General features: G+C 35.7%; 20 protein-coding genes. 8 read left to right on the top strand and 12 right to left on the bottom strand.

Annotated features, from left to right (window positions below; translation table 11 throughout):
• Positions 1-208 precede the first annotated feature (208 nt).
• A complete protein-coding gene (gene envC, locus ACGH6P_RS09400; RefSeq protein ID WP_411597338.1) occupies positions 209-1,417 on the top strand; it encodes a murein hydrolase activator EnvC in 1,209 nt (402 codons plus the stop codon).
• Positions 1,414-2,235: a divergent polysaccharide deacetylase family protein gene (locus ACGH6P_RS09395; protein ID WP_411597337.1), complete on the top strand. Its 822-nt coding sequence runs from the start codon at positions 1,414-1,416 to the stop codon at positions 2,233-2,235. Before envC ends, ACGH6P_RS09395 begins: the two co-directional genes overlap by 4 nt.
• Here the strand turns inward: ACGH6P_RS09395 and rapZ are convergent, their stop codons facing one another.
• The 4 genes from rapZ to dsbB all read right to left on the bottom strand — a co-directional run bounded on the left by rapZ (position 2,236) and on the right by dsbB (position 5,122).
• Entirely contained in the window at positions 2,236-3,084 is an 849-nt protein-coding gene (gene rapZ, locus ACGH6P_RS09390; protein ID WP_267380246.1) for an RNase adapter RapZ, read from the bottom strand. It abuts the gene before it with no gap.
• 99 nt (positions 3,085-3,183) lie between these two features.
• Positions 3,184-3,780 (bottom strand): XTP/dITP diphosphatase, encoded by a 597-nt coding sequence (locus ACGH6P_RS09385; protein ID WP_267380244.1) that lies wholly within the window; start codon positions 3,778-3,780, stop codon positions 3,184-3,186.
• Positions 3,781-3,856: 76 nt separating this feature from the next.
• Positions 3,857-4,513, bottom strand: coding sequence for a bifunctional tRNA pseudouridine(32) synthase/23S rRNA pseudouridine(746) synthase RluA (rluA, locus tag ACGH6P_RS09380; RefSeq protein WP_411597336.1), 657 nt, complete (start codon positions 4,511-4,513; stop codon positions 3,857-3,859).
• A 78-nt stretch (positions 4,514-4,591) separates the two neighbouring features.
• Entirely contained in the window at positions 4,592-5,122 is a 531-nt protein-coding gene (gene dsbB, locus ACGH6P_RS09375; protein WP_065558397.1) for a disulfide bond formation protein DsbB, read from the bottom strand.
• A gap of 146 nt (positions 5,123-5,268) precedes the next feature.
• On the opposite strand from dsbB, the gene rluC reads away from it, so the two are divergent.
• Entirely contained in the window at positions 5,269-6,246 is a 978-nt protein-coding gene (gene rluC, locus ACGH6P_RS09370) for a 23S rRNA pseudouridine(955/2504/2580) synthase RluC (RefSeq protein WP_065558396.1), read from the top strand.
• Positions 6,247-6,276: 30 nt separating this feature from the next.
• Positions 6,277-6,939 carry a histidine phosphatase family protein gene (locus ACGH6P_RS09365; protein ID WP_411597335.1) on the top strand — a complete coding sequence of 221 codons (663 nt, stop codon included), beginning with the start codon at positions 6,277-6,279 and terminating at the stop codon, positions 6,937-6,939.
• A 61-nt stretch (positions 6,940-7,000) separates the two neighbouring features.
• Here the strand turns inward: ACGH6P_RS09365 and ACGH6P_RS09360 are convergent, their stop codons facing one another.
• The 3 genes from ACGH6P_RS09360 to proS all read right to left on the bottom strand — a co-directional run bounded on the left by ACGH6P_RS09360 (position 7,001) and on the right by proS (position 10,948).
• Entirely contained in the window at positions 7,001-8,452 is a 1,452-nt protein-coding gene (locus ACGH6P_RS09360) for a M48 family metalloprotease (protein WP_267350094.1), read from the bottom strand.
• A 165-nt stretch (positions 8,453-8,617) separates the two neighbouring features.
• On the bottom strand, positions 8,618-9,202 hold the full coding sequence (locus ACGH6P_RS09355; RefSeq protein ID WP_267350093.1) for a tyrosine-protein phosphatase: 585 nt from the start codon (positions 9,200-9,202) through the stop codon (positions 8,618-8,620).
• 24 nt (positions 9,203-9,226) lie between these two features.
• On the bottom strand, positions 9,227-10,948 hold the full coding sequence (proS, locus tag ACGH6P_RS09350; protein WP_411597334.1) for a proline--tRNA ligase: 1,722 nt from the start codon (positions 10,946-10,948) through the stop codon (positions 9,227-9,229).
• A 329-nt stretch (positions 10,949-11,277) separates the two neighbouring features.
• On the opposite strand from proS, the gene ACGH6P_RS09345 reads away from it, so the two are divergent.
• A complete protein-coding gene (locus ACGH6P_RS09345) occupies positions 11,278-12,636 on the top strand; it encodes an L-serine ammonia-lyase (protein WP_267350091.1) in 1,359 nt (452 codons plus the stop codon).
• A 196-nt stretch (positions 12,637-12,832) separates the two neighbouring features.
• Here the strand turns inward: ACGH6P_RS09345 and mpl are convergent, their stop codons facing one another.
• The 4 genes from mpl to xerD form a co-directional block, all read right to left on the bottom strand.
• The gene (gene mpl, locus ACGH6P_RS09340; protein ID WP_411597333.1) at positions 12,833-14,224 is read right to left on the bottom strand and encodes a UDP-N-acetylmuramate:L-alanyl-gamma-D-glutamyl-meso-diaminopimelate ligase; all 1,392 of its coding nucleotides are present in this window, start codon (positions 14,222-14,224) and stop codon (positions 12,833-12,835) included.
• A gap of 117 nt (positions 14,225-14,341) precedes the next feature.
• A complete protein-coding gene (gene recJ, locus ACGH6P_RS09335; protein ID WP_411597332.1) occupies positions 14,342-16,078 on the bottom strand; it encodes a single-stranded-DNA-specific exonuclease RecJ in 1,737 nt (578 codons plus the stop codon).
• A gap of 77 nt (positions 16,079-16,155) precedes the next feature.
• On the bottom strand, positions 16,156-16,851 hold the full coding sequence (gene dsbC / locus ACGH6P_RS09330; RefSeq protein ID WP_267350088.1) for a bifunctional protein-disulfide isomerase/oxidoreductase DsbC: 696 nt from the start codon (positions 16,849-16,851) through the stop codon (positions 16,156-16,158).
• A gap of 24 nt (positions 16,852-16,875) precedes the next feature.
• Positions 16,876-17,775: a site-specific tyrosine recombinase XerD gene (xerD, locus tag ACGH6P_RS09325; RefSeq protein WP_324101240.1), complete on the bottom strand. Its 900-nt coding sequence runs from the start codon at positions 17,773-17,775 to the stop codon at positions 16,876-16,878.
• 235 nt (positions 17,776-18,010) lie between these two features.
• Between xerD and ACGH6P_RS09320 the strand changes: the two genes are divergently transcribed.
• Together ACGH6P_RS09320 and grxB are read left to right on the top strand one after the other, a co-directional pair.
• Positions 18,011-18,631, top strand: coding sequence for a Pr6Pr family membrane protein (locus ACGH6P_RS09320; protein WP_267360883.1), 621 nt, complete (start codon positions 18,011-18,013; stop codon positions 18,629-18,631).
• 2 nt (positions 18,632-18,633) lie between these two features.
• Positions 18,634-19,284, top strand: a complete 651-nt coding sequence (grxB, locus tag ACGH6P_RS09315; protein WP_267360881.1) for a glutaredoxin 2 — start codon at positions 18,634-18,636, stop codon at positions 19,282-19,284.
• 133 nt (positions 19,285-19,417) lie between these two features.
• Here grxB and ACGH6P_RS09310 read toward each other — a convergent pair whose 3' ends face one another.
• Positions 19,418-20,458, bottom strand: a complete 1,041-nt coding sequence (locus ACGH6P_RS09310) for a tagatose 1,6-diphosphate aldolase (protein ID WP_267360879.1) — start codon at positions 20,456-20,458, stop codon at positions 19,418-19,420.
• Positions 20,459-20,954: 496 nt separating this feature from the next.
• Here ACGH6P_RS09310 and adhP point away from each other — a divergent pair, with 496 nt between their 5' ends.
• Positions 20,955-21,989: an alcohol dehydrogenase AdhP gene (gene adhP, locus ACGH6P_RS09305; RefSeq protein ID WP_411590655.1), complete on the top strand. Its 1,035-nt coding sequence runs from the start codon at positions 20,955-20,957 to the stop codon at positions 21,987-21,989.
• The last annotated feature ends 68 nt before the right edge of the window (positions 21,990-22,057 follow it).

Genomic DNA, 22,057 nt, shown 5'->3' with positions numbered 1-22,057 from the left:
TTGTCTTTATGGTTGAATTGATTTTTTCGATATTTAAAACAGTGCTGTATTTTATACTTTTTATGAGTGCTTGTGAAATGTCTAATCGCTTCATATCATAATATATTACTTAACTATCTTAATGTGGTTTACATTTTGCATCTTTACCTATTTGTCGGTATAGTGACATTATCATTATTGCTTGGTAATAAATCTAAAATAAAACACCATGTCTATTTATCAAAAAATTGTTGTCGTTATTTTTATAACATTAATCAATGTTAGTTTTTTGCACGCTGATGATAATCAGAGGCTAGAGTCTTTGCGTCGTTCAATTGAAGAACAAGAAAATCGAATAGCAGAACAAAATAAACAACGCACTCAATTAGTCAAAGACCTTAAACAGCAAGAAACCGAAATAGCAATTTTGTTGACCTCAATTGAAAAAAATGATTTATCGTTAAAAAAACTTAATCAAGAAATTCATATAATGATTGACCAGATAGATGAGCTGGTTAATAAGCAAACACAGCAACGAGCAGTGTTAGCTAAACAATTAATTGGTGCATTTAAAATTGGTAAAAATAGTGGATTAGAACTGGTATTTTCGGGGGAAAAGGGTGAACGTAACGAACGAATTATTCAGTATTACGGATACATTAACCAAGCTCGAGAGCAATTAATTAATGAGCTTAAACAGACCCAATTACAATTAAGTGAAAAAAAAGCTGCTTTGCAAAAAAAAGAGTCCTCTCATAAAGTATTACAAAATAGACAAAAGCAAGAACAATTGAGACTTGAAAAAAATCGTCAAAATCGTAAAAAAACGATAGTATCGCTTGAATCATCTATGCAACAGAATCAACAAAAATTAGCGCAACTACGTGAAAACGAAGCGAAGTTGCAAGCAAAAATCGCTCAAGCAGAAAAAGAAAGCCAACGTATTGCAGAAGAAGAGGCAAGGCAAGCTAAAAGTATTGAAGAAAAACAAAAAAATAATAACTATACACTGAGCTCAGATGAACAATCACTCATGGCAAGAGTGAGTGGTATTGGCAAACCGGCTCATCAATTTAATTGGCCGGTAAGTGGGAGTGTGGCACATCGATTTGGTGAGGCATTACAGGGCGAATTATACTGGAAAGGTATGGTCATTAATGCGAAAAATGGTGTGAAAGTCAAAGCAATTGCTGATGGAAGAGTGTTATTAGCCAGTTGGCTACAAGGCTATGGATTTATGGTGGTTTTGGAGCACGGAAAAGGCGACATGAGCTTATATGGATATAATCAGCGTGTTTTAGTGGGAGTTGGGGATAAAATTAAAACCGGTCAATCAATTGCAATTGTTGGCTCGAGTGGTGGTCAAAATAATCCCGGACTTTATTTTGAAATTCGGCGTGATGGTAAAGCGCTAGATCCGAGTGGATGGTTAAAATGATTGTACGCTGTGTAAGTTTAGTTTTTATGAGTCTGTTATTATTCCCTATTAATAATGGACTTGCTTCACAACTGGCTATTGTTATTGATGACTTCGGTTATCGTCAGCAAAATGAACAAAAAATTATTTCACTATCACCTAATATTACGATTGCAGTCTTGCCTTATTCACCCCATGCCAAACAGATGTCTACCTTAGCAAATAAACAAGGTAATGAGGTGATTATTCACTTACCCATGGCACCATTATCTAAACAACCGTTAGAAAAAGAGACACTATTTCCTTATATGGGGGAAGAAGAAGTTAATCAAATTATTGCCAATGCTGTTAAGCGCGTACCTTATGCAATTGGCGTGAATAATCATATGGGAAGTTTAATGACATCTGACCTTAAAGGTATGGAGCATGTTATGAAAGCACTTAGCCATTATTCATTCTTCTATTTAGACAGCAAAACAATAGGTAAAACGCAGGTAATGAATGCGGCTCAAAACTATAATATACCTGTTCTTGTACGAGATGTTTTTCTTGATGATAAACAGAATGAAAATGCCATTGCTTACCAATTTGATATTGCTATTGAATTAGCCCGAAAAAAGGGGCAAGCAATTGTTATTGGTCATCCTTATCCACAAACGGTGAACGTCTTAACAAAAAAGCTGTCCGAATTACCTTCAGATATACAACTTGTTAAACTTAGTCAATTAATTCATCCAGAATCCTTACCCGAAAAACCAACATTAACCTTCAAAGATATATACAAAATATTTGAAAAAATAGGTTATGAAATCTATTATTTATCAATAATTCAGCAATAATTACTTCTTCTCTAAAGTACGGTGACGGACTTGGACTTGTTTATTTTGAGCTCGAAAAATATCAGCTAACTGGTCAGCAATGAACACGGAACGGTGTTGACCACCTGTGCAACCAATTGCAATAGTTAAATAACTTCGATTGTTTTTTTCTAACATTGGTAACCAATTTTTTAAATAATCTGCAGTTTGATAAATAAAATTGGTCACTTCATCATGTTTTAATAGATAGTTTTTGACCGGATCATCTAATCCTGTTAGTGGTCTTAACGATACATCCCAGTGTGGATTCGGTAAAAAACGAACATCAAAGACAAAATCTGCATCCACCGGTAAACCATGCTTAAAACCAAATGATTCAAAAATCATGGTGAGTTCACGCTCTTTTTTGCCTAAAATACGAGATCGTAAAATATCTGATAATTCATGCACGGAAAGATTATCAGTATTAATCATTAAACTGGCATGAGATTTTAAGGGTTCTAAATACTTTTCTTCTTGATCGATGGCTTCTTCAAGGGAAAATTGCTGATTAGCCAATGGGTGAATTCGTCTTGTTTCACTATAACGACGGATAAGCGTATTACGGCTACAATCAAAAAAAATTATCTCAGGCGAAACAGATTGAGGTAAACGTTGAAATATATCTTTATCAAAATCAAAATTGATTGGTAAATTACGGATATCAATACTCACAGCAACAGGGGTTTTATTATTTTTGAGTGAATCAGCTAATTGTGGTAATAAAGCAACAGGAATATTATCAACACAATAAAAACCCATGTCTTCTAACGCACGTAATGCAATCGATTTTCCTGAACCTGAACGGCCACTTACTATCAGTAGGATCACAATTTCAACTCCGATATAATTGATGCATGTAAGTATATAACGTTTATTCGTAAACTTGCAATTTGGAATATAAACAATATTACAACAAACTAAATATTTTTAATATTTAGTTTTTATTTCTTTAATCAATTGTTTAAGAGCTTGCCCTCTGTGGGAAATTTGGCTTTTGTGTTCTTTAGTCAGCTCAGCGGCAGTACAATTTAGTTCTGGCACATAAAATAAGGGATCATAACCAAAACCGCCTTTACCTTTTAATTCATTTAAGATTAAGCCATTCCATTTGCCTAAACAGATGATGGGAGTAGGATCGTTTTCATGACGCATAAAAACTAGAGCACAATAAAAATATGCGGAACGCTTTTCTTGAGGAATAGGTTGTAATGCTTGTAATAATTTTTGATTATTACTTTCATCATTACCGTGCTCACCTGCATAACGTGCAGAATAGATACCCGGTTCACCATTAAGTGCTTCCACAACTAACCCTGAATCATCGGCTATGGCGGGTAACCCAGTTAATTTTGCAGCATATCTGGCTTTTATAATGGCATTTTCGACAAATGTTAAACCTGTTTCATCGGCATCAGGGAGATTAAACTGACTTTGTGCGATGATATCAAAACCCGCATCAGCCAGTAAATTTTGTAATTCATTGACTTTACCCTGATTATTGGTTGCTAAAACAATTTTTTGCATAAAGGTTCCTTAACCTATTGGCTTAATATTTGAGCTGATTGATTAAACATAATGAGTGTTTTTTATATTTACTTATTTAAAATTCAGGATCACAAGTAAAAGTCATGTTTTCACCTGATTTAGGATGATTAATTGTTAATAATTGTGCATGCAATAGTAATCTTTTTGACATCGAGAAAGCTTCTGGATGGGCATAAAATTTATCGCCTAAAATTGGATGACCAATAGCTTGCATATGCACACGCAGTTGATGAGAGCGTCCTGTAAATGGAAATAATTTAATGCGAGTTGTATTATCGGGATTTCTTGCAATAACTTGATACTCTGTTAATGCATATTTGCCATTTTCCTTATCTACCATTTGTCTAGGACGATTTGGCCAATCACAAATCAGTGGTAATTCAACAGCTCCGGTGTCTTGCTCAACATGTCCATGCACAACCGCGATATAGGTCTTTTTAGGAATACGTTCTCGAAATTGTTTTTTAATTTCTCGATCGGCTAGTTTAGATAATGCGGCAACCATAATGCCACTGGTTGCCATATCTAAACGGTGTACCGATTCCACATAACTATATTTTTGTTGCAAACGATGAATGATACTGTCAATAAATTGTGGTTTATTACCAGAAACCGATAAGATTCCCGGTTGTTTGTTAACAACAACGATATGATCGTCTTGATATAAAATTGACAGCCAAGGATCAGTAGGGGGATGATATTCCAAAAGCATTTAAATATGACAATTAATAACTAAAAATTGCCATATATTCTAGCAAAATCAACAAAAAGTGCCAGTTCTATAAATTGTTTACTTATGCCATGTTGATTCTTTCGGTGAAAAGAGCTGCATAAACAATATGATCAGACCCACAATAAAATAGCAAGCAAAAATGATGATCATCCATTGTGACATTTCAATCGTTAAAAATGACCAGATTTTTTCAGAGCAAGAACCATAAGCACTAAATACTTCAGGTAACCAAGTATCTAAAGGTAACCAGGATGGAAATTCAGTTTTAATTGAACATGTATCACCAAAGCTTGGCTCGAACTGTAGTTGTGCATGGAATTTTGCTAATCGAAAACCTTGAAATGCACTAATAAGCCAAATAAAAATACCAGCTAGACGAAAAGATGTTTTGCGAGGAGCCAGAAATCCAATAAAGCTTGCTATCATGATACCAAATATTGCACAACGTTGATAAATGCACAATGTACAGGGTGCAAGACCTAAATTGTATTGAAAATGTAGAGCAATTAATTCAAAAACAACGGTTGAAAGAAAAAGTAAAAACCAAGCAAACCTTCTACGTGAGTACTGATTAAGCAGCGATAACATACTATTTTATTCTCCCAGATTCCGTTATAATTGTTTTGCTTTTATTATACTGAAAAAAACTACCTAATTATAATTAAGATTAGTGTAGATTATTTAAGAATAATGTAAACGACTTTTACTCATTGATAGCGGACTAATCATCTCTTATGCACACAAACGCTCCACAAAAAAAATTAAATGTTACTTTTGTGACTATATCTGAAGAAAATGCGACTCAACGTATTGATAACTTTTTACTCACCTATTTGAAAGGTGTACCAAAGAGTATGATCTATCGTATATTACGCAAAGGTGAAGTGCGAGTGAATAAAAAACGTATTAAGCCAGAATACAAATTGAATATTGGCGATGAAGTTCGTATTCCTCCTATTCGAGTTGCTGAAAAAGCCACACCCGAAATCTCAACAAAATTAAATAAAGTGGCCGAATTAGAAAAGGCAATTATTTATGAAGATGAGATGATTTTAGCTATCAACAAACCTTCGGGCATTGCGGTGCATGGTGGCAGTGGTTTAAGTTTTGGTGTGATTGAAGGATTACGCGCGTTAAGGCCTGAAGCAAAATTTTTAGAGTTGGTGCATCGTATCGATCGTGAAACATCAGGGGTACTGTTGATTGCTAAAAAACGCTCTGCATTAAAAGCGTTGCATGAACAGCTTCGTTTAAAGCAGATGCAAAAAAATTATTTAGCGTTAGTGAAAGGCAATTGGTCTTCTGAATGTAAAGTGATTCAAGCACCATTGCTAAAAAATGTGCTCAAAAGTGGTGAACGAGTGGTGAAAGTTGATAAAGAAGGAAAACCTTCAGAAACACGTTTTAAAGTAGAAGAACGATTTGAGTTTGCCACGTTGATAAAAGCCAGTCCTGTAACAGGCCGTACTCATCAAATTCGAATTCATACGCAATATGCTAATCATCCGATTGCTTTTGATGATCGTTATGGGGATCGCCAATTTGATGCATTATTATCACATACTACACTCAACCGTCTTTTTTTACATGCGGCGAGTGTAAAATTTATTCATCCTAAAACCCAGCAAGAAATGCTATTACAAGCCCCAATGGATGCCACATTGCAAGCTTGTTTAACTCAGCTTAGAAAAGATAAATTTAAACAAGCATAATTTAAAAAATAAATAAGGTAGTTAGCACCAATGAAAGATATCAATTTATATTTAATTAGACACGGTCAGACGGAATGGAATATTAAAGATCAAATGCAAGGCTCACAGAATTCCCCTTTGACAGAAGAAGGAATTTTAGGTGCAAAGGTGACAGGAAAGTACCTTAAAGATATTCCGTTCATACAGGCTTATTCAAGTACTCAACAGCGTGCAATGGAAACTCGAGACTATATCATCAATGAAAATGTAAATGTTATTCCAACAGCTGAACTTTCAGATTTATGCGAAATGGATTTTGGTATTTGGGAAGGTAAACATGTGCCGACATTAAAAAAAGCATTTCCGGAATTTAACACTTATCTCACTGATCCTGCTAACTTTGATGCAACAGTCAATCAAGGTGAAAATTATCAACAAGTTTTGGCACGTATGGAGCGAGCATTAAAGACCATTATCGAAAATACTAAGCAAGATACCGGTAATATTTTAGTTGTTTCTCATGGCACAGTATTACGGATACTACTTTGTGTTTTAAATGGAGGAGACTGGCGTTTACACCGTGATGAAGCGTATTTTCCACGTATGTTAAATACAAGTATCAGTGTGGTTAACTATAAACAAGATGAAAATCAGCTTAAAGGGCAATTTTCGGTTAAGTTTTATAATAACGTTGATCATTTAGCCAATAAATAAATTTGCTGAATGAATATTTTTCTGGCTAATGTGGATGCCATTAGCCAGAAAATTATAAATTTTACCTTTTGTATTTTGCAAAGCGTTTTTGCATTTGCTTTAATTGATTTATTCTGGCGTCTATTTTAGATAGTGTGATTTGATCGCCTTTAGCTCTATTTTTAGCGTTTTGTAGCAATTGAATAGATTCATCAAATCTACCTTGTAAAGCAATAAGCTCAGCTCTTGCAGTCATTTGTTGTGCTGTTGAGTGCAGCCCACCATAAGCTTTAATCAATTCATCCCAGCCATTCATATCGTCATTATGATCATGGGTATAGCGATGAAGAAGGCTAACCGCCTGTTGGTAATTTTTATTATTATTATAAGCCGCCGCTAAATTTAATTGTATCGCTGTGCTGTTAGGAAATTTTTTTAAAGCTTGCTGTAATCGTGTAATGGCAACACTATTATTATTAAGTTCTAAATCTATATCAGTCATTAAATCAATAAACCATAGATTATCAGGCTGACTATCTAATAATGGTTGAAGTTGCTGTTTGGCTTGTTGATATTTACCTGCCTGATAATCCGCCAATGCGGCACAGTATATGATGGCAATTTTGCTTGGTTGATTATTTAATTTTTTATAATCTTGAATTAATAACAAAGCGGCATTTTTATTTTTAGCCGTAATAATCGCTAATCGAGCTTTAGCTAAATAGTAATCAAGAGAAGAAGTAATATTTTTTTTACTGTATTGCAAAGTTCGGTTGCGAACGTCAGTTAAACGATTATTAGGCAATGGGTGAGTAAGTAATATTTCAGGCGGTTTACTACTAAAGCGCGTTTGGTCAGCAAGTTTTTGCAAAAATTCAGATGATGCATAAGGATCAAATCCGGCTTTGACTAAAGTTCTAAGACCAACACGATCCGCTTCTTGCTCATTGCTCTGAGTAAAACTAATCATACTTTGTGCAGATCCCGCCATAGTACTTGTCATTGCAGCCATTCCAGCTTCAGGATTTGCTAATGTAAGTAATATAGAACCTAACGTAGCTCCCCAAAAATAAGGACTGTTACGATTTTGGGCTTCGATTGCACGGGCTAAATGTCTTTGGGTGACATGACCTATTTCGTGAGCCATGACCGACGCTAGTTGACTTTCGTTATCCGTATCAAGTATTAACTTAGAATGGACAACGACATTACCACCAAAAAAAGCGAAAGCATTAAGGACATCGCTACGCATGATATAAAAGTGAAAAGGGGTTTGTACCGATTCAGATTTTGAAACTAATTTTTGACCCAAATCATTAATATATTGATTCAAAACAGGATCATTTAGAATAGGGGCTTGAGCGCGTAACATTCGCATGTAATAATCCCCCATTTCCATTTCTTGACCGATACTTAATGTTGATGCAGCCGCTGTACCAATATCGGGCAAGTTAATGTTATCTGCATATACCAATGAGGTATTTTGCAATAGTAATGAAGCCGAGATTAAAAATGCAATTGTTTTTTTTAGCATTATTTTATTCCATAGGGATAATATAATTATTAATAGTTATTTTAGCTGAAAAAAAACACAATATCACTTTGAATTTGTGATTAAACTTTACATAAAGTTAATAAGCCTAACAGATAGCATCTTTAATCAATGACGTTGTTTAGGGTTATCAAAATTTCTATCTTTTTATTGAAAAACGGCAGAGCGAATTTTTTCAATATCAACTGTTTCAAGATATTTTTTGATATTGGGATAAACATTGTAGTGATGACCAAATTCAGCTTGCATTAACTCATTAATAGCTTGAGATTTAGTCCAATTTTCAAAAACCAAACGGTACATAGCAATAGCGACGCCGGTACGATCACTACCTTGCCAACAATGGATTAATATCGGTTTAGGGGAGGTATGAATTGCTTTCATTACTTGGATCATTTTCTCATCAGTAATATCACCTGCCCGCATTCGAATCCAAACTTCTGACATCTGTGTATTTTCGACTAACTCACGATCACTGTGAAATAGCCGTAAATTTATAATGGTTTTAAAGCCAAGTTTATCAAGATATTTAAATTCAGTTATTGAAGGTTGTTCTGAGCGATAGATATCGTTAGACACTTGATGAAAATTATCCGGTAATTGATAATCAGAATTAAGCTTAGATTGACAGCCAATGAGATTTAAACTCATACAACACAGCAGTAGTAGACATATCACAATCGTTGTAATACGGTTATGACTCATTTTTAACTGTTGTGTTGTATTTTGCATAACTAATTATTCGAACATGTTTATTTAAACTGTTTGAAGACGTTTTTTAATAAATGTCATCAATTCATCGATTTTTACTAGCGATTTTTCACCACCAGCACGGTGTTTATATTCAACTTCGCCATTTTCAAGATTACGTTCACCGATGACAAAAGTATGTGGAATACCAATGAGTTCGGCATCAGCAAACATCACGCCCGGTCGCTCTTTACGATCATCAAAGAGTACTTCAATACCTGCTGATTGTAGATCTGCATAAAGCTTTTCAGCAGTGGCTTGTACTTTTTCTGATTTATGCATATTCATTGGTATTATGGCAACGCTAAAAGGCGCAATTGCGTCAGGCCAAATAATACCGCGGTCGTCGTGGCACTGTTCAATCGCTGCTGCGACAATACGACTTACACCAATACCATAACACCCCATAATCATGACATGATTTTGACCATCTTCCCCTTGAACAGTGGCTTTCATCGCTTGAGAATATTTGGTACCTAATTGGAAAATATGTCCTACTTCAATACCACGTTTAATTTGTAATGTTCCTTTACCGTCAGGGCTAATATCGCCTTCAACCACATTACGAATATCTTCGATACGCGGTAAAGTGATATCTCTGTCCCAGTTGATATTGAAATAATGTTTATGATCGATATTGGCGCCTGCGCTAAAGTCGCTCATGACTGCCACATCACGGTCAATGATGATTGGCATATCAAGGTTTACCGGTCCTAATGAACCTGGTCCTGCATTCACTATCGCACGAATTTCATCTTCAGTTGCAAATTCTAAAGGCGATGCCACTATATCAATTTTTTCCGCTTTGATTTCGTTCAACGTATGATCACCACGGACTAATAAAGCCACAAGTTGGTGCCCACTCTCTTTAGTCGCCTTAACCATAAGTGTTTTAACTGTTTTTTCAATAGGTAAATTAAATTGTGCAACTAATTCATCAATCGTTTTGGCATTAGGTGTATCAACCAGTTCCATCGCCTTGGTTGGTGCAAGGCGACTTTGTGTTGGCGCTAATGCTTGTGCCATCTCAATATTCGCCGCGTAATCAGATTCGGTAGAAAAGACAATATCATCTTCACCACTGTCGGCTAATACTTGGAACTCATGCGACCAGTTGCCACCAATAGAACCCGTATCAGCTCGTACCGCTCTAAAATTTAAACCTGCACGTGTAAATATGGCACTGTAGGCTTTATACATATCATCATAGGTTTCTTGCAAGGATTCTTGTGAAGTATGAAATGAATAAGCATCTTTCATAATAAATTCACGAGAACGCATTACGCCAAATCGAGGGCGGACTTCGTCACGAAATTTGGTTTGAATTTGATAAACATTAAGCGGTAACTGTTTATATGAACTCACTTCGTTGCGTAGTAAGTCAGTGATCACTTCTTCATGGGTTGGACCTAATACAAAATCACGATCTCCCCGGTCTTTAATACGTAATAATTCCGGACCATATTGTTCCCAACGGCCGCTTTCTTGCCAAATATCAGCAGGTTGCACAACTGGCATTAACACTTCAATTGCCCCTGCTTTGTTCATCTCTTCCCGAACAATATTTTCAACTTTTTTAAGTACACGATAACCAGTGGGCAGCCAAGTATATAATCCTGCGGCAACTTTACGGATCATGCCGGCACGTAACATTAATTGATGGCTTATCACTTCAGCGTCTGCTGGAGTCTCTTTTAATGTAGAAAGAAGATATTTACTGGTTCGCATAAATTTATCCTGAAAAAAATAATGTACTAATGAATATACTAAAATGTGAGCTAGTTTAGCAGTCCGTCGCGTAACACTAAAGTAATTTTATGCGTAATTGTTGTAATCGACAAAAATTATTTATAAATTTAAGCAAATAAAGAGAGATAAAATGAAAATTAACAACATGACTAAGGCGCATATCTTCGCTTGGCAAAATTTTTTACGATTTAAATTGAAAGCTTGATTCTATACTTGATTATGCCATGGTTAACGCCATAATATAGCCATCATCTTTGATCAAATAGTTATTCTTACTTTAATCGACGTTAACCGTATAAAGGAAACAAATGGCTTCAGTTTTTGAGATATTTAAAATTGGTATTGGCCCTTCAAGCTCGCATACTGTTGGTCCAATGCGAGCAGGCAAAGCATTTATCGATCAGTTAATTGATAATGGTCAAATGCCTGTTGTGACTAAGATTATTGCCGATGTCTATGGTTCATTATCTTTGACAGGTAAAGGGCATCATACTGATATCGCTATTATTTTAGGGCTAGCGGGTGAAAAACCCGATACCGTTAATATCGATGATATTCCTATTTTTATTCAAAATATGAATCAAAATAAACGGTTATCTATCTATAATGGTCGTTATGAAATAGCATTTTCAAGTGAAAATATTCTATTTCATTCTACTTTTTTGCCTAAGCATGAAAATGGTATGACTTTAACGGCTTATCAAGGTGAACAAATACTTGCTCAAACCACTTATTATTCGGTCGGTGGTGGTAAAATTGTAGAAGATACACAGTTTGGTCAACAAGATCAAAATACGGTTGACTTTCCTTATCCTTTTTCATCGGCAGCACAACTTTTGCAGCACTGTGATGAAAACTCATTATCGATATCAAGCATTCTGCTTAAAAATGAGTTACAACTCCATTCGCAACAGGAAATTATCAACTATTTTACGTTGGTTGGACAAACCATGTTAGATTGTATTAAGCGAGGTATCCACACTGAAGGTTTATTACCGGGTGCATTAAAAGTACCTCGTCGAGCGAATGCACTTTACCGACAATTATCAACCAGTAAAAATGATAATGATCCGATGATTATTATCGATTGGATAAATATGTTTGCCTTAGCGGTCAGTGAAGAAAACGCAGCAGGGGGGCGGGTGGTGACAGCGCCAACCAATGGGGCTTGCGGTATTATTCCAGCAGTGCTTGCTTATTATGATAAGTTTATTGATCCTGTAACTCCTGATACCTATGTTCGGTATTTTTTAACTTGTGGCGCCATTGGGCTTTTATACCAAAATAATGCTTCTATTTCGGGGGCTGAAGTAGGTTGTCAAGGTGAGGTGGGGGTAGCTTGTTCAATGGCTGCAGCTGGACTTGCGGAATTGCTGGGTGGCAGTCCTGAACAGGTGTGTATGGCGGCTGAAATTGGTATGGAGCATAATCTTGGTTTAACCTGTGATCCCGTAGATGGTCAAGTACAAGTCCCTTGTATTGAACGTAATGCCATTGCTGCAGTAAAAGCGATTAATGCGACACGTATGGCGCTAAGACGAACAACTGCTGCCATTGTATCTCTTGATAAAGTAATAGAAACGATGTACGAGACAGGTAAAGATATGAATGCCAAATATCGTGAAACATCACGGGGTGGATTAGCCATAACGGTGCATTGTAGTTAGTAGTGCATTTATAATTAGTAATCGATTTGAAATCTATTTCTTAAAATCAATTTTGCCAGTCAATGCTGATTGGGGCGATCCGATTTTGATTGTTGATAAACAAATTGTAATATATTGAAAAGATTGTGAAAGGTGTGCTATTTATACTTGTATGGTAGGCTAGGTAACTAGCCATACCGACAAGCATAAAAATCAATTAGATTAAATCTTGGTCTTCCTGCTCTTTGCTTTGCTGTTTTGTTAACTTATCCAAAAGCTTTTTATGAATACCATTAAATCCTCCATTGCTCATAATTAATATTGCATCGGTTGGTTTTGCTGATTTAACAATCATTTCAACTAACAAATCAATATCACCAGACCAATAAGCCGGTTGAATACAAGCATCAACAACATCAACGACTAACCATGGTAACTGTTCTGGTTGAAAAATGAAGATTTCATCGGCACGACCTAATGATGGCGCTAATTCATCTTTCGATATGCCTAATTTCATGGTATTTGAGCGAGGCTCTAACACTGCCAGAATACGACGATTAGCACCAATTTTACTACGTAGCGCTTCTAAGGTTGCCAAAATAGCCGTTGGATGATGTGCGAAATCGTCATATATTTCAATATTATTGACTTTACCATAAAGTTCTAAACGTCGTTTAGCATTAACAAATGAGCTGAGAGCTAAACAAGCATCAGCCGGTTGAATACCGACATTATGGGCAGCAGCAATTGACATGAGTGCATTATGCATATTGTGTTCACCAACCAAAGAATACTCTACTTCGCCGACTTTTTGACTATTGTAATAAACAGCAAAGTGACTTGCATCATGGTTAATTCTTTGAGCTAGCCAACCAGATTCTGACTCAGTAAAAGTTTGTTCACTCCAGCAACCTTTGGCTAAGACTTGTCGTAAATTCACATCATCTTGAGGCGAAATAATCAGCCCTTTGCTAGGGACTAAACGTACCAAATGATGAAATTGTTTTTGGATTGAATTAAGATCATCAAAGATATCAGCATGATCAAACTCAAGATTGTTCATAATAAGCGTTTTAGGGCTGTAATGCATAAACTTGGAGCGTTTATCAAAAAACGAACAATCATATTCATCAGCTTCAATAACAAAAAATTTACCTTCGCCTAATCGAGCGGAAACATCAAAATTACCCGGTACACCACCAATCACAAAACCTTGTTTATATCCCTGTTTTTCCAATATCCAATTGACCATGCCTGCTGTGGTTGTTTTACCATGCGTTCCTGCAACAGCGATAACCCAACGATCTTTTAATACATTGTCATGTAACCACTGTGGCGCAGAGATATAAGGAATATTACTATTTAGTATATGCTCGACACAAGGATTACCTCTGGATAAGGCATTACCAATAATGACTAAATCCGGGCTAGGAGTCAGTTGTGATGGATCATAACCTTCAATAATGTCAATATGCTCTTTTTGTAAAAGCGTGCTCATAGGTGGATAAACGTTTTTATCTGAGCCAGTAACTTTATGGCCAAGAGAACGGGCTATTAATGCAATTCCTGCCATAAATGTGCCACAGATCCCAAGAATATGAATATGCATTTTTAGTCCTCAATCTCTACAAATTATGTTAATAAACTAGTCTTTATCTGAATTATATCAAAGGTTAATGTAATGTAACTTTTAAATATTCTGCGAATTATAATCGATTTTGATCAACTATGCGATAGGCCACAAATGTCTAATCAATAATTTGGCGGCTTGATTACCACGAAACTCATCTACGTCTAAATGATAAACAACTTTAGCTTGTTTTATTGATAAATCAGGCCATTCTAGACGATCAACATTAAATGCAATACCATCAATGATTGGTCCGCCATTTTTAGGTTCTAAAACCAATTTAAGATGCTTGTCTGCCAATAACCGCTGTTGATGAATGATGAATTCACCATCAAAAATAGGTTCAGGGAATCCTTCTCCCCAAGGCCCGGAATCTTTTAATTGTTTGGCAATTGAATAATTGAAATCTTGTCCTTCGATTTCCCCGTCTGTTTCAATAACCGTTTCTAATAATTTGTCATCTAATCGTTTAAGTAATAATGCTTCAACACATGCGGTAAAACGTGATAAATCATTTTCATGTATTGTTAAACCAACCGCCATCGCATGTCCCCCAAAACTTACCATAAGCTCAGGGTGTAAGTGCTGCAATTCATCAAGTAAATCGCGTAAATGAATTCCTTTAATTGACCGTCCAGATCCCTTTAAAAAACCATCTTGAGTAGAAGCAAACGAAATAACCGGACGATGATATTTTTCTTTCAAACGGGAAGATAAAATCCCAATGATACCTTGATGCCACTCGGGGTGATAAACCACTAGAAAGTGAGGAATCGAGGTTTTTTCATTCTCCATTTTTTCAATGAAAGACAGAGCTTCTTGATGCATCGTCTGTTCAATTAATTTGCGATCATTATTTAAATTATTAAGATCAGTTGCTAAGTTAAGGGCGGTGTCAGGGTGGTCACAGAGTAATAATTCGACACCAAGCGACATATTGTCCATTCTCCCTGCGGCATTTAATCTTGGTGCAATGTAAAAAGCAAGATCAGTCGCATTACATGAACAGCAATCTTTTTTGGCAACTTGCAATAATGCCTTAATACCTTCACAACAGTAACCAAAGCGGATTCGGCTAACGCCTTGATGAACTAAGATACGGTTGTTATGATCCAGTTTCACGACATCGGCAATAGTTCCCAGTGCAACTAAATCTAATAAATTAGCAATGTTAAATTCAGCAAGCTGATTATCATTAAACCAGTTTTCTTGCCGTAATTTTGCTCTTAACGCTAACATTAAATAAAATGTCACGCCCACTCCAGCTAAATTTTTGGAGGGAAAGGTACAATCAGGTAAATTAGGGTTAATAATGGCATCCGCCGAAGGTAACGGGTTAGGGCATAAATGATGATCGGTAATAATGACTGGCAAATTAGCTTGTTTAGCAAATTCGACCGCTTCAATAGCTGAAATGCCATTATCGACAGTAATAATCAGGTCAGCTTTCGATGATATCGCTTTTTTAACCACTTCAACACTTAAACCATAACCATCTTCAAATCGGTCAGGAATAATATAGTCGACAAACTGACATCCCATCTGTTTTAATGCTCGGACAGCCAATGCGGTACTGGTCGCCCCATCGGTATCAAAATCGCCGACAATCATGATTCTTTGATTGTTTTTCATGGCTGAATAGATAATTTCAACGGCTTTATCTATACCATTTAACTGATCATAATTACTTAGATTTCGAGCAGCATAATCAATCTCTTTGCTTGATGTCACGCCACGCAGAGCATAGATTCGTTGCAATAATGTTGGAATGTCATTCGAAAATTCAGGATGTAACTCGGGTAATTTACGACGTACTAATTTAGTTTTATTCATATTTTCAATGTTAGCGCATTTGCGCTAACATACTTATTAATTATAAATTTGAATTTTAGCTAGTATTTAATTAAAAATTATTTAGCTGTGTTTTTTAAGATTTCAATTAATTTATCGGCTGGTACGTAACCTGGAATAAGTTGCCCATCGGATAAAACGATTGACGGGGTACCGCTTATACCTAGTTGTCGACCAACGTTAAATTGCTGAGTAACATAAGGAACGTCGCTGGTAGCTGGTGTAATAGGATCGCCTTTGTAAGCTTTATCAAAAGCAGCTTTGCGATCAGCAACGCTCCAGATAGATTGCATGTTTTTACCAACTTCACTATCAGCACCTGCACGAGGGTAGGCGAAATAATGGACTGAAATGCCATTATTTAAATATTGATCTATATTCTCGTGCAACAATTTACAATAATGACAAGTATAGTCAGTGAATACTGAAATCACATATTTTTCATCTTTGGCTTTGTAAATGATAGCATCTTTTTCGATAGTTTTCATTAATGCCAAATTAGTGCTATTAGCGATGTTTTTCGGCTCGTCACCTTCAACATTATAGATAGGGCCTTGAGTTAAATATTTACCATCGTCCGTGACATAAAAGGTTCCATCGGGTGTGACTACACTTTTCAAACCTTTTACGGGCGTGTTGGTAATTTTTAAATCTTTATTCTCATAACCTAGCTTACTCATGGTATCGGTAATGTCACTATTACCTGCCAAAACTGAGGTTGAAATTAACGCCAAACCTAAAACTAATTTTTTCATTTACTTATCCTTATTTTTTAAACCCTATGCTCGAGGATGATGTTTGCTGTGTAATTGCTTTAACCTTTCTGTTGCTACATGGGTATAGATTTGCGTAGTTGAAAGGCTGCTATGTCCCAATAACATTTGAACAACCCGCAAGTCTGCCCCATGATTAAGTAAGTGGGTAGCAAATGCATGCCGAAGCACATGAGGAGAAAGTGCTTCAATATTTATATCAGCTAGTATGGCATAATATTTTATTCGATGCCAGAATGTCTGTCGTGTCATTTTTTTTCCAAGTCTACTTGGGAAAAGCACATCGACTGGCCCCGATTTAAGTAAATCATCGCGTCCATATTTAAAATAGTATTCTAACCAATAAATGGCCTCTTCGCCCAGTGGGACTAAACGTTCTTTATTCCCCTTACCTATTACCCGAATCACACCTTGTCGTAAACTAATATCACTTATTTCTAAACTCACTAATTCTGTTACCCGTAAACCGGTTGCATAAAGCACTTCTAACATGGCTTTGTCTCGAAGCTCTAATGAGTCTTGAGTATTAGGGGATTCAAGCAAAGCCTCAACTTGTGATTCAGTTAAATCTTTGGGCAATTTTTTTGGTAATTTAGGCGAAGACAGGACAGCTGAAGGATCATCGGTGCGATAATTCTCTTGATATAAGAATTGAAAAAAACGTTTTGTTGCACTCATCAGTCGTGCGGTGCTACTTGCTTGATAACCATCGGCAACCCGTTGCATTAAAAAATCTTGCAAATGAGTGGTCTGAGCAGTAATAAAATTCACATTTTTCAACTGTAGCGATTGATTGAGTGCCAATAGATCAAGTTTATAAGATTCTATAGTATTTTCCGCTAAATTTCGTTCTAACCATATGGCGTTGAGGAATTCTTCAACGAGTTTGTCATTGTGAGGACGAATGTGGTCTTTTGACACCAAGATTATCTCTACATTTTAAATATAGAAAATATTATATACTAAATTAGCAATTAATTGCAGTGTAACTCATGTTGAATCATGAATATCATATTGTATGATAAAAGACATTATTTTAACTTTTTACTGATATAATGTTATTGATGTTAGTGAAAAAAATATGTGGCTTGCATTGTTTGATATATACTTATCATTTCTAAAATTTCCTCAATGTAATTATATGTTAAAGCGAAATATTTACCTTTTTATCGCGGTTTATGCGTTATTCGTAATTGGTATTGAAACTCATGTTTATTGGCATGCTCGGCTTCGTCCATGGCAACCTGGTACGCCGATAGGTCGAATAATATTTTATTATAGTTTTTTTACTGTTCTTTCCAATCTCATGCTAGCAATAAGTTGCCTATTTTTAACCTTTAAACCTAACTGTAACCGTTATAGCTTTAATGTTATTCGATTAAATGGCTTAATTGGTGTAATTATTACTGCAATAATTTATAACTCAATTTTACGCGGTATTCATCAACCGCCAAATAGTTTATTGCGTTTTACAAATGAAAGTTTACATGTTGTTATTCCCCTATTAGGTATTTTGAGTTGGCTTATTTGGGGACCATTCAGACGTATCAACGCCAAAGTTGTTATTGGTTCGATATTGTCAATGATAGCGTATGCTATTTATATCTTCGTACGAGGTTATTTTACACATCAATATCCGTATCCATTTATCAACATTGAAAAAATAGGTTATATAAAAGCATTATATAATGTGAGTAAAGTGCTATTATTATTTTTGGGATTAACTTTCTTATTATGGTGTATTGACCGTTTAAGGAGATAAAAATGAAACTATATATTTATGAACATTGTCCTTTCTGTGCACGAGCAAGAATGATTTTTGGTTTGAAAAATATACCGGTTGAAGAGCACGTTTTACTTAGTGATGATTCGGAAACACCGCAAAGCATGATCGGCGAAAAAATGGTTCCGATTTTGCAAAAAGATGACGGGAGTTATATGCCAGAAAGTTTAGATATTGTGGATTACATCGACAATAATTATGGGGGCAAACCAATTTTAGTTGGATCACAATCATCCGAAATATCAGCGTTAATTAAGCAATTACAACACTATGATTATAAATTAGAGTGTCCTCGCTATATTAAACTCGGTTTAGCGGAATTTGCAACTCAACATGCTATTGATGATTTTGTTGCCAATAAAACCAAAAAAATAGGTTCGTTTGATGCATGTCTTGAACAAACTGATGAATTAGTCATGTCCGTATCAAACATTCTAGATAAACTAGCACCTCTGATTGTTTCAGCACATGCTTGTAATGGTAATTTATCATTGGATGATATCTTATTATTTCCTGTATTACGTAATTTAACTTGTGTAAAGAGTTTGACCTTTCCGCCTAAAATTAAAGCTTATCTGGAATCGATGTCAAAACAGAGTAAGGTTAATCTGTTTTTTGATAAAGCCGTATAATTACCAATATTTTGAAGCAAAAAAACTCATTAACCTAGGTTAATGAGTTAACAATTAGAAAATAGGAATATGATAAGTATTAACCCATGCTAACAATATGATAAATCGTAGTTAGCATGTTGAAACTGAGCGATTAATTACCTAATTTAAGATCAATGATTTCAATTTGGTCTTTACCGCCGTAAATGTCATACCATGGCGTAGCATATTGTTTTAAAATCTTATTGAGTTCTTCAACGTTTTCCCGTCCGGTGGTATCTAACCAGCGTTTTAGTCCTTCTTTCCCTTCTTTGGCATAAACGGCAACACCTTCAAACCAAGTGGCACGACCACCTAAAATACCACTATATTTAGCACCGTTTTCACCCGCAAAAATTAACTCTTGATGGAATGTTTTGGTCGGAACACCGGCACTTAAATATATAAAAGGACGCGTGGCGGCATCGCTGGCTTGTTTAAAATAATCCGCAGCTTGTTTTTGTGAATACACTACAACATTATTATCATTGAAGCCTTCAACATGTTTAAAAAGTACAGGAACTTCGACTTTTAAAACATCGATGTAATAGTGGTTTTTCGTGAACTCTTTAATGGTATTGATCACTTTTTGTGGTTTGATTTTGGCAAATTCAGGACTTTTATCATCTGTCACCGTGTTATCATACACGATAGGTTCAACAAAGAGGGGAATATCAGCCGCTCTTGCTTCATCTCCAATACGTTCTAAAAATGCATGCTTTTTATCTAAAATATCTTGTGGATCATCAGGGTTGTAATAGACTAAAACCTTGGCTGCATCTGCCCCTTTTTTTAATAACCGTTGTAAAGAATCTTCCGGTAATACGTCAGGTAAACGACCGGGTGTGTTAGCATCATAACCCGTTTTTTCATAAGAAATGATTAAACCCGCATTTTGATTTTTTTTCGCCATACCTTTAAAGCCATACTCTTCGTCTAACAAAATTGCACTGACATATTTTGTTAATTCTTGAGAAACAAGCTCTTTGAATTCATACACCATATCAACATGATAACGATCCTTACCAACGGCGGCTTCCATCATTTTAACCATTGAACCACGCTGATCGATTGCTAACGCAGCAATAATACCTTCTTGGTTTGATAATTGTTGCATACGGGTAAATTTACCACGAGAAATACGTTTTGTAGCCATTTTACAACTCTCCATTTAAAAAGATTTTTCATTGTAGATTTATTACTCGATGATTTATTAGTCATTTAGTGCTAGTTTTGATTAAAGCTAAAAATGATTAAATTTCAGTTCATTAGTTGCCTTTCTGGAAAGTGATACATTGTGATAGTTTGATATTATTTTCTAGAACAATCGTTAAAATTTTTCAATGTGGTTGATGCCTGTTGGCTAACTTAACATTAATACGCATTCATTTTTTGTATTCTATAGACTGTACTAAACAGTAGTTCTAAGACAAAACTACTCATACTTCATCTATCGGCACTGTATAAATTGAAATAAAAATGCAAATTCTAAATAGTGAGATTAATTAGCTTTATAGGTTTTTATACAATATCAATAAATAAAATAGGATATAAATTTTTTTAAAACTTTGAAGATAAGCATATTTTTTAATAAAAATAAGACTAAAATAAATACAATTATGAGTTAAATTTTAATTATTCAGGAGAAAGAAATGAAAGCTGCTGTTATAAGAAATGCTTGCGATGGCCAAGTCGACATTAAAGATATTCCTATCCGTCCATTAGAAGCTGGTGAAGCTTTAGTTGAAGTTGAATATTGCGGTCTTTGCCATACGGATCTTCATGTTGCTTCGGGCGATTTTGGTAAAAAGCCGGGTAGAGTAATTGGTCACGAAGGTGTCGGCATAGTGACTAAAGTTGCGCCCGATGTAAAAAGTTTAAAAGTTGGCGATAGGGTGAGTATTGCATGGTTTCATGCAGGTTGTGGGACTTGTGAATATTGTATATCGGGTAATGAAACATTCTGTCGTAGTGCGTTGAATTCGGGTTATACCGTTGACGGAGGTATGGCAGAATTTTGTATTGTTAAGGCTGATTATGCCGTTAAAGTTCCGGAAGGATTAGATCCCGCTCAAGCAACCAGTGTAACATGTGCCGGTGTTACCACTTATAAAGGCATTAAAGTTGCGGATACCAAACCAGGGCAATGGCTTGCTGTATTTGGTATTGGTGGCTTAGGAACTTTGGCGGTTGAGTATGGTAAAAAAGTCTTTAATAACAAAGTGGTGGCAATTAGTAATAGTGATAGTCAATTAGAGTTGTGTAAAAAATTGGGGGCAGATTTAGTCGTTAATCCTAAAAAAGTAGCTGATGTAGGGGCATACATCAAACAACATACGGGCGGTGGTGCGCATGGTGCTGTGGTGACATCAGTAACTAAGACAGGTTTTAATCAGGCTGTTGAATCTGTTCGCCCTTTAGGACGTGTTGTGGCACTGGGTTTACCGTCTGAAACAATGGATTTAAGTATTCCTAAAACAGTATTAGATGGTATTCAGGTTTTAGGTTCGCTTGTGGGGACTCGAGAAGATCTTGCAGAAGCATTTCAATTTAGTGCAGAAGGAAAAGTTGTCCCGATCGTAGAAAAAAGACCATTAGAAGATATCAACGATATGATCGATGAAATGAAAGCAGGAAAAATTCAAGGGCGTATGGTCATTGATATGAAAATGAAAAGAAGTAACTAAAAAAAGTAACTAAAAGGTTTCGACTTATATGCTTAAGTCAGCTTAATGCTGACTTTTTTATATTTAAA

The organism is Gilliamella sp. CG25 (assembly GCF_046635705.1).
In the GTDB taxonomy this organism is placed as follows: domain Bacteria; phylum Pseudomonadota; class Gammaproteobacteria; order Enterobacterales; family Orbaceae; genus Gilliamella; species Gilliamella apicola_I.
This window is presented reverse-complemented; position numbering and strand designations above follow the sequence as displayed.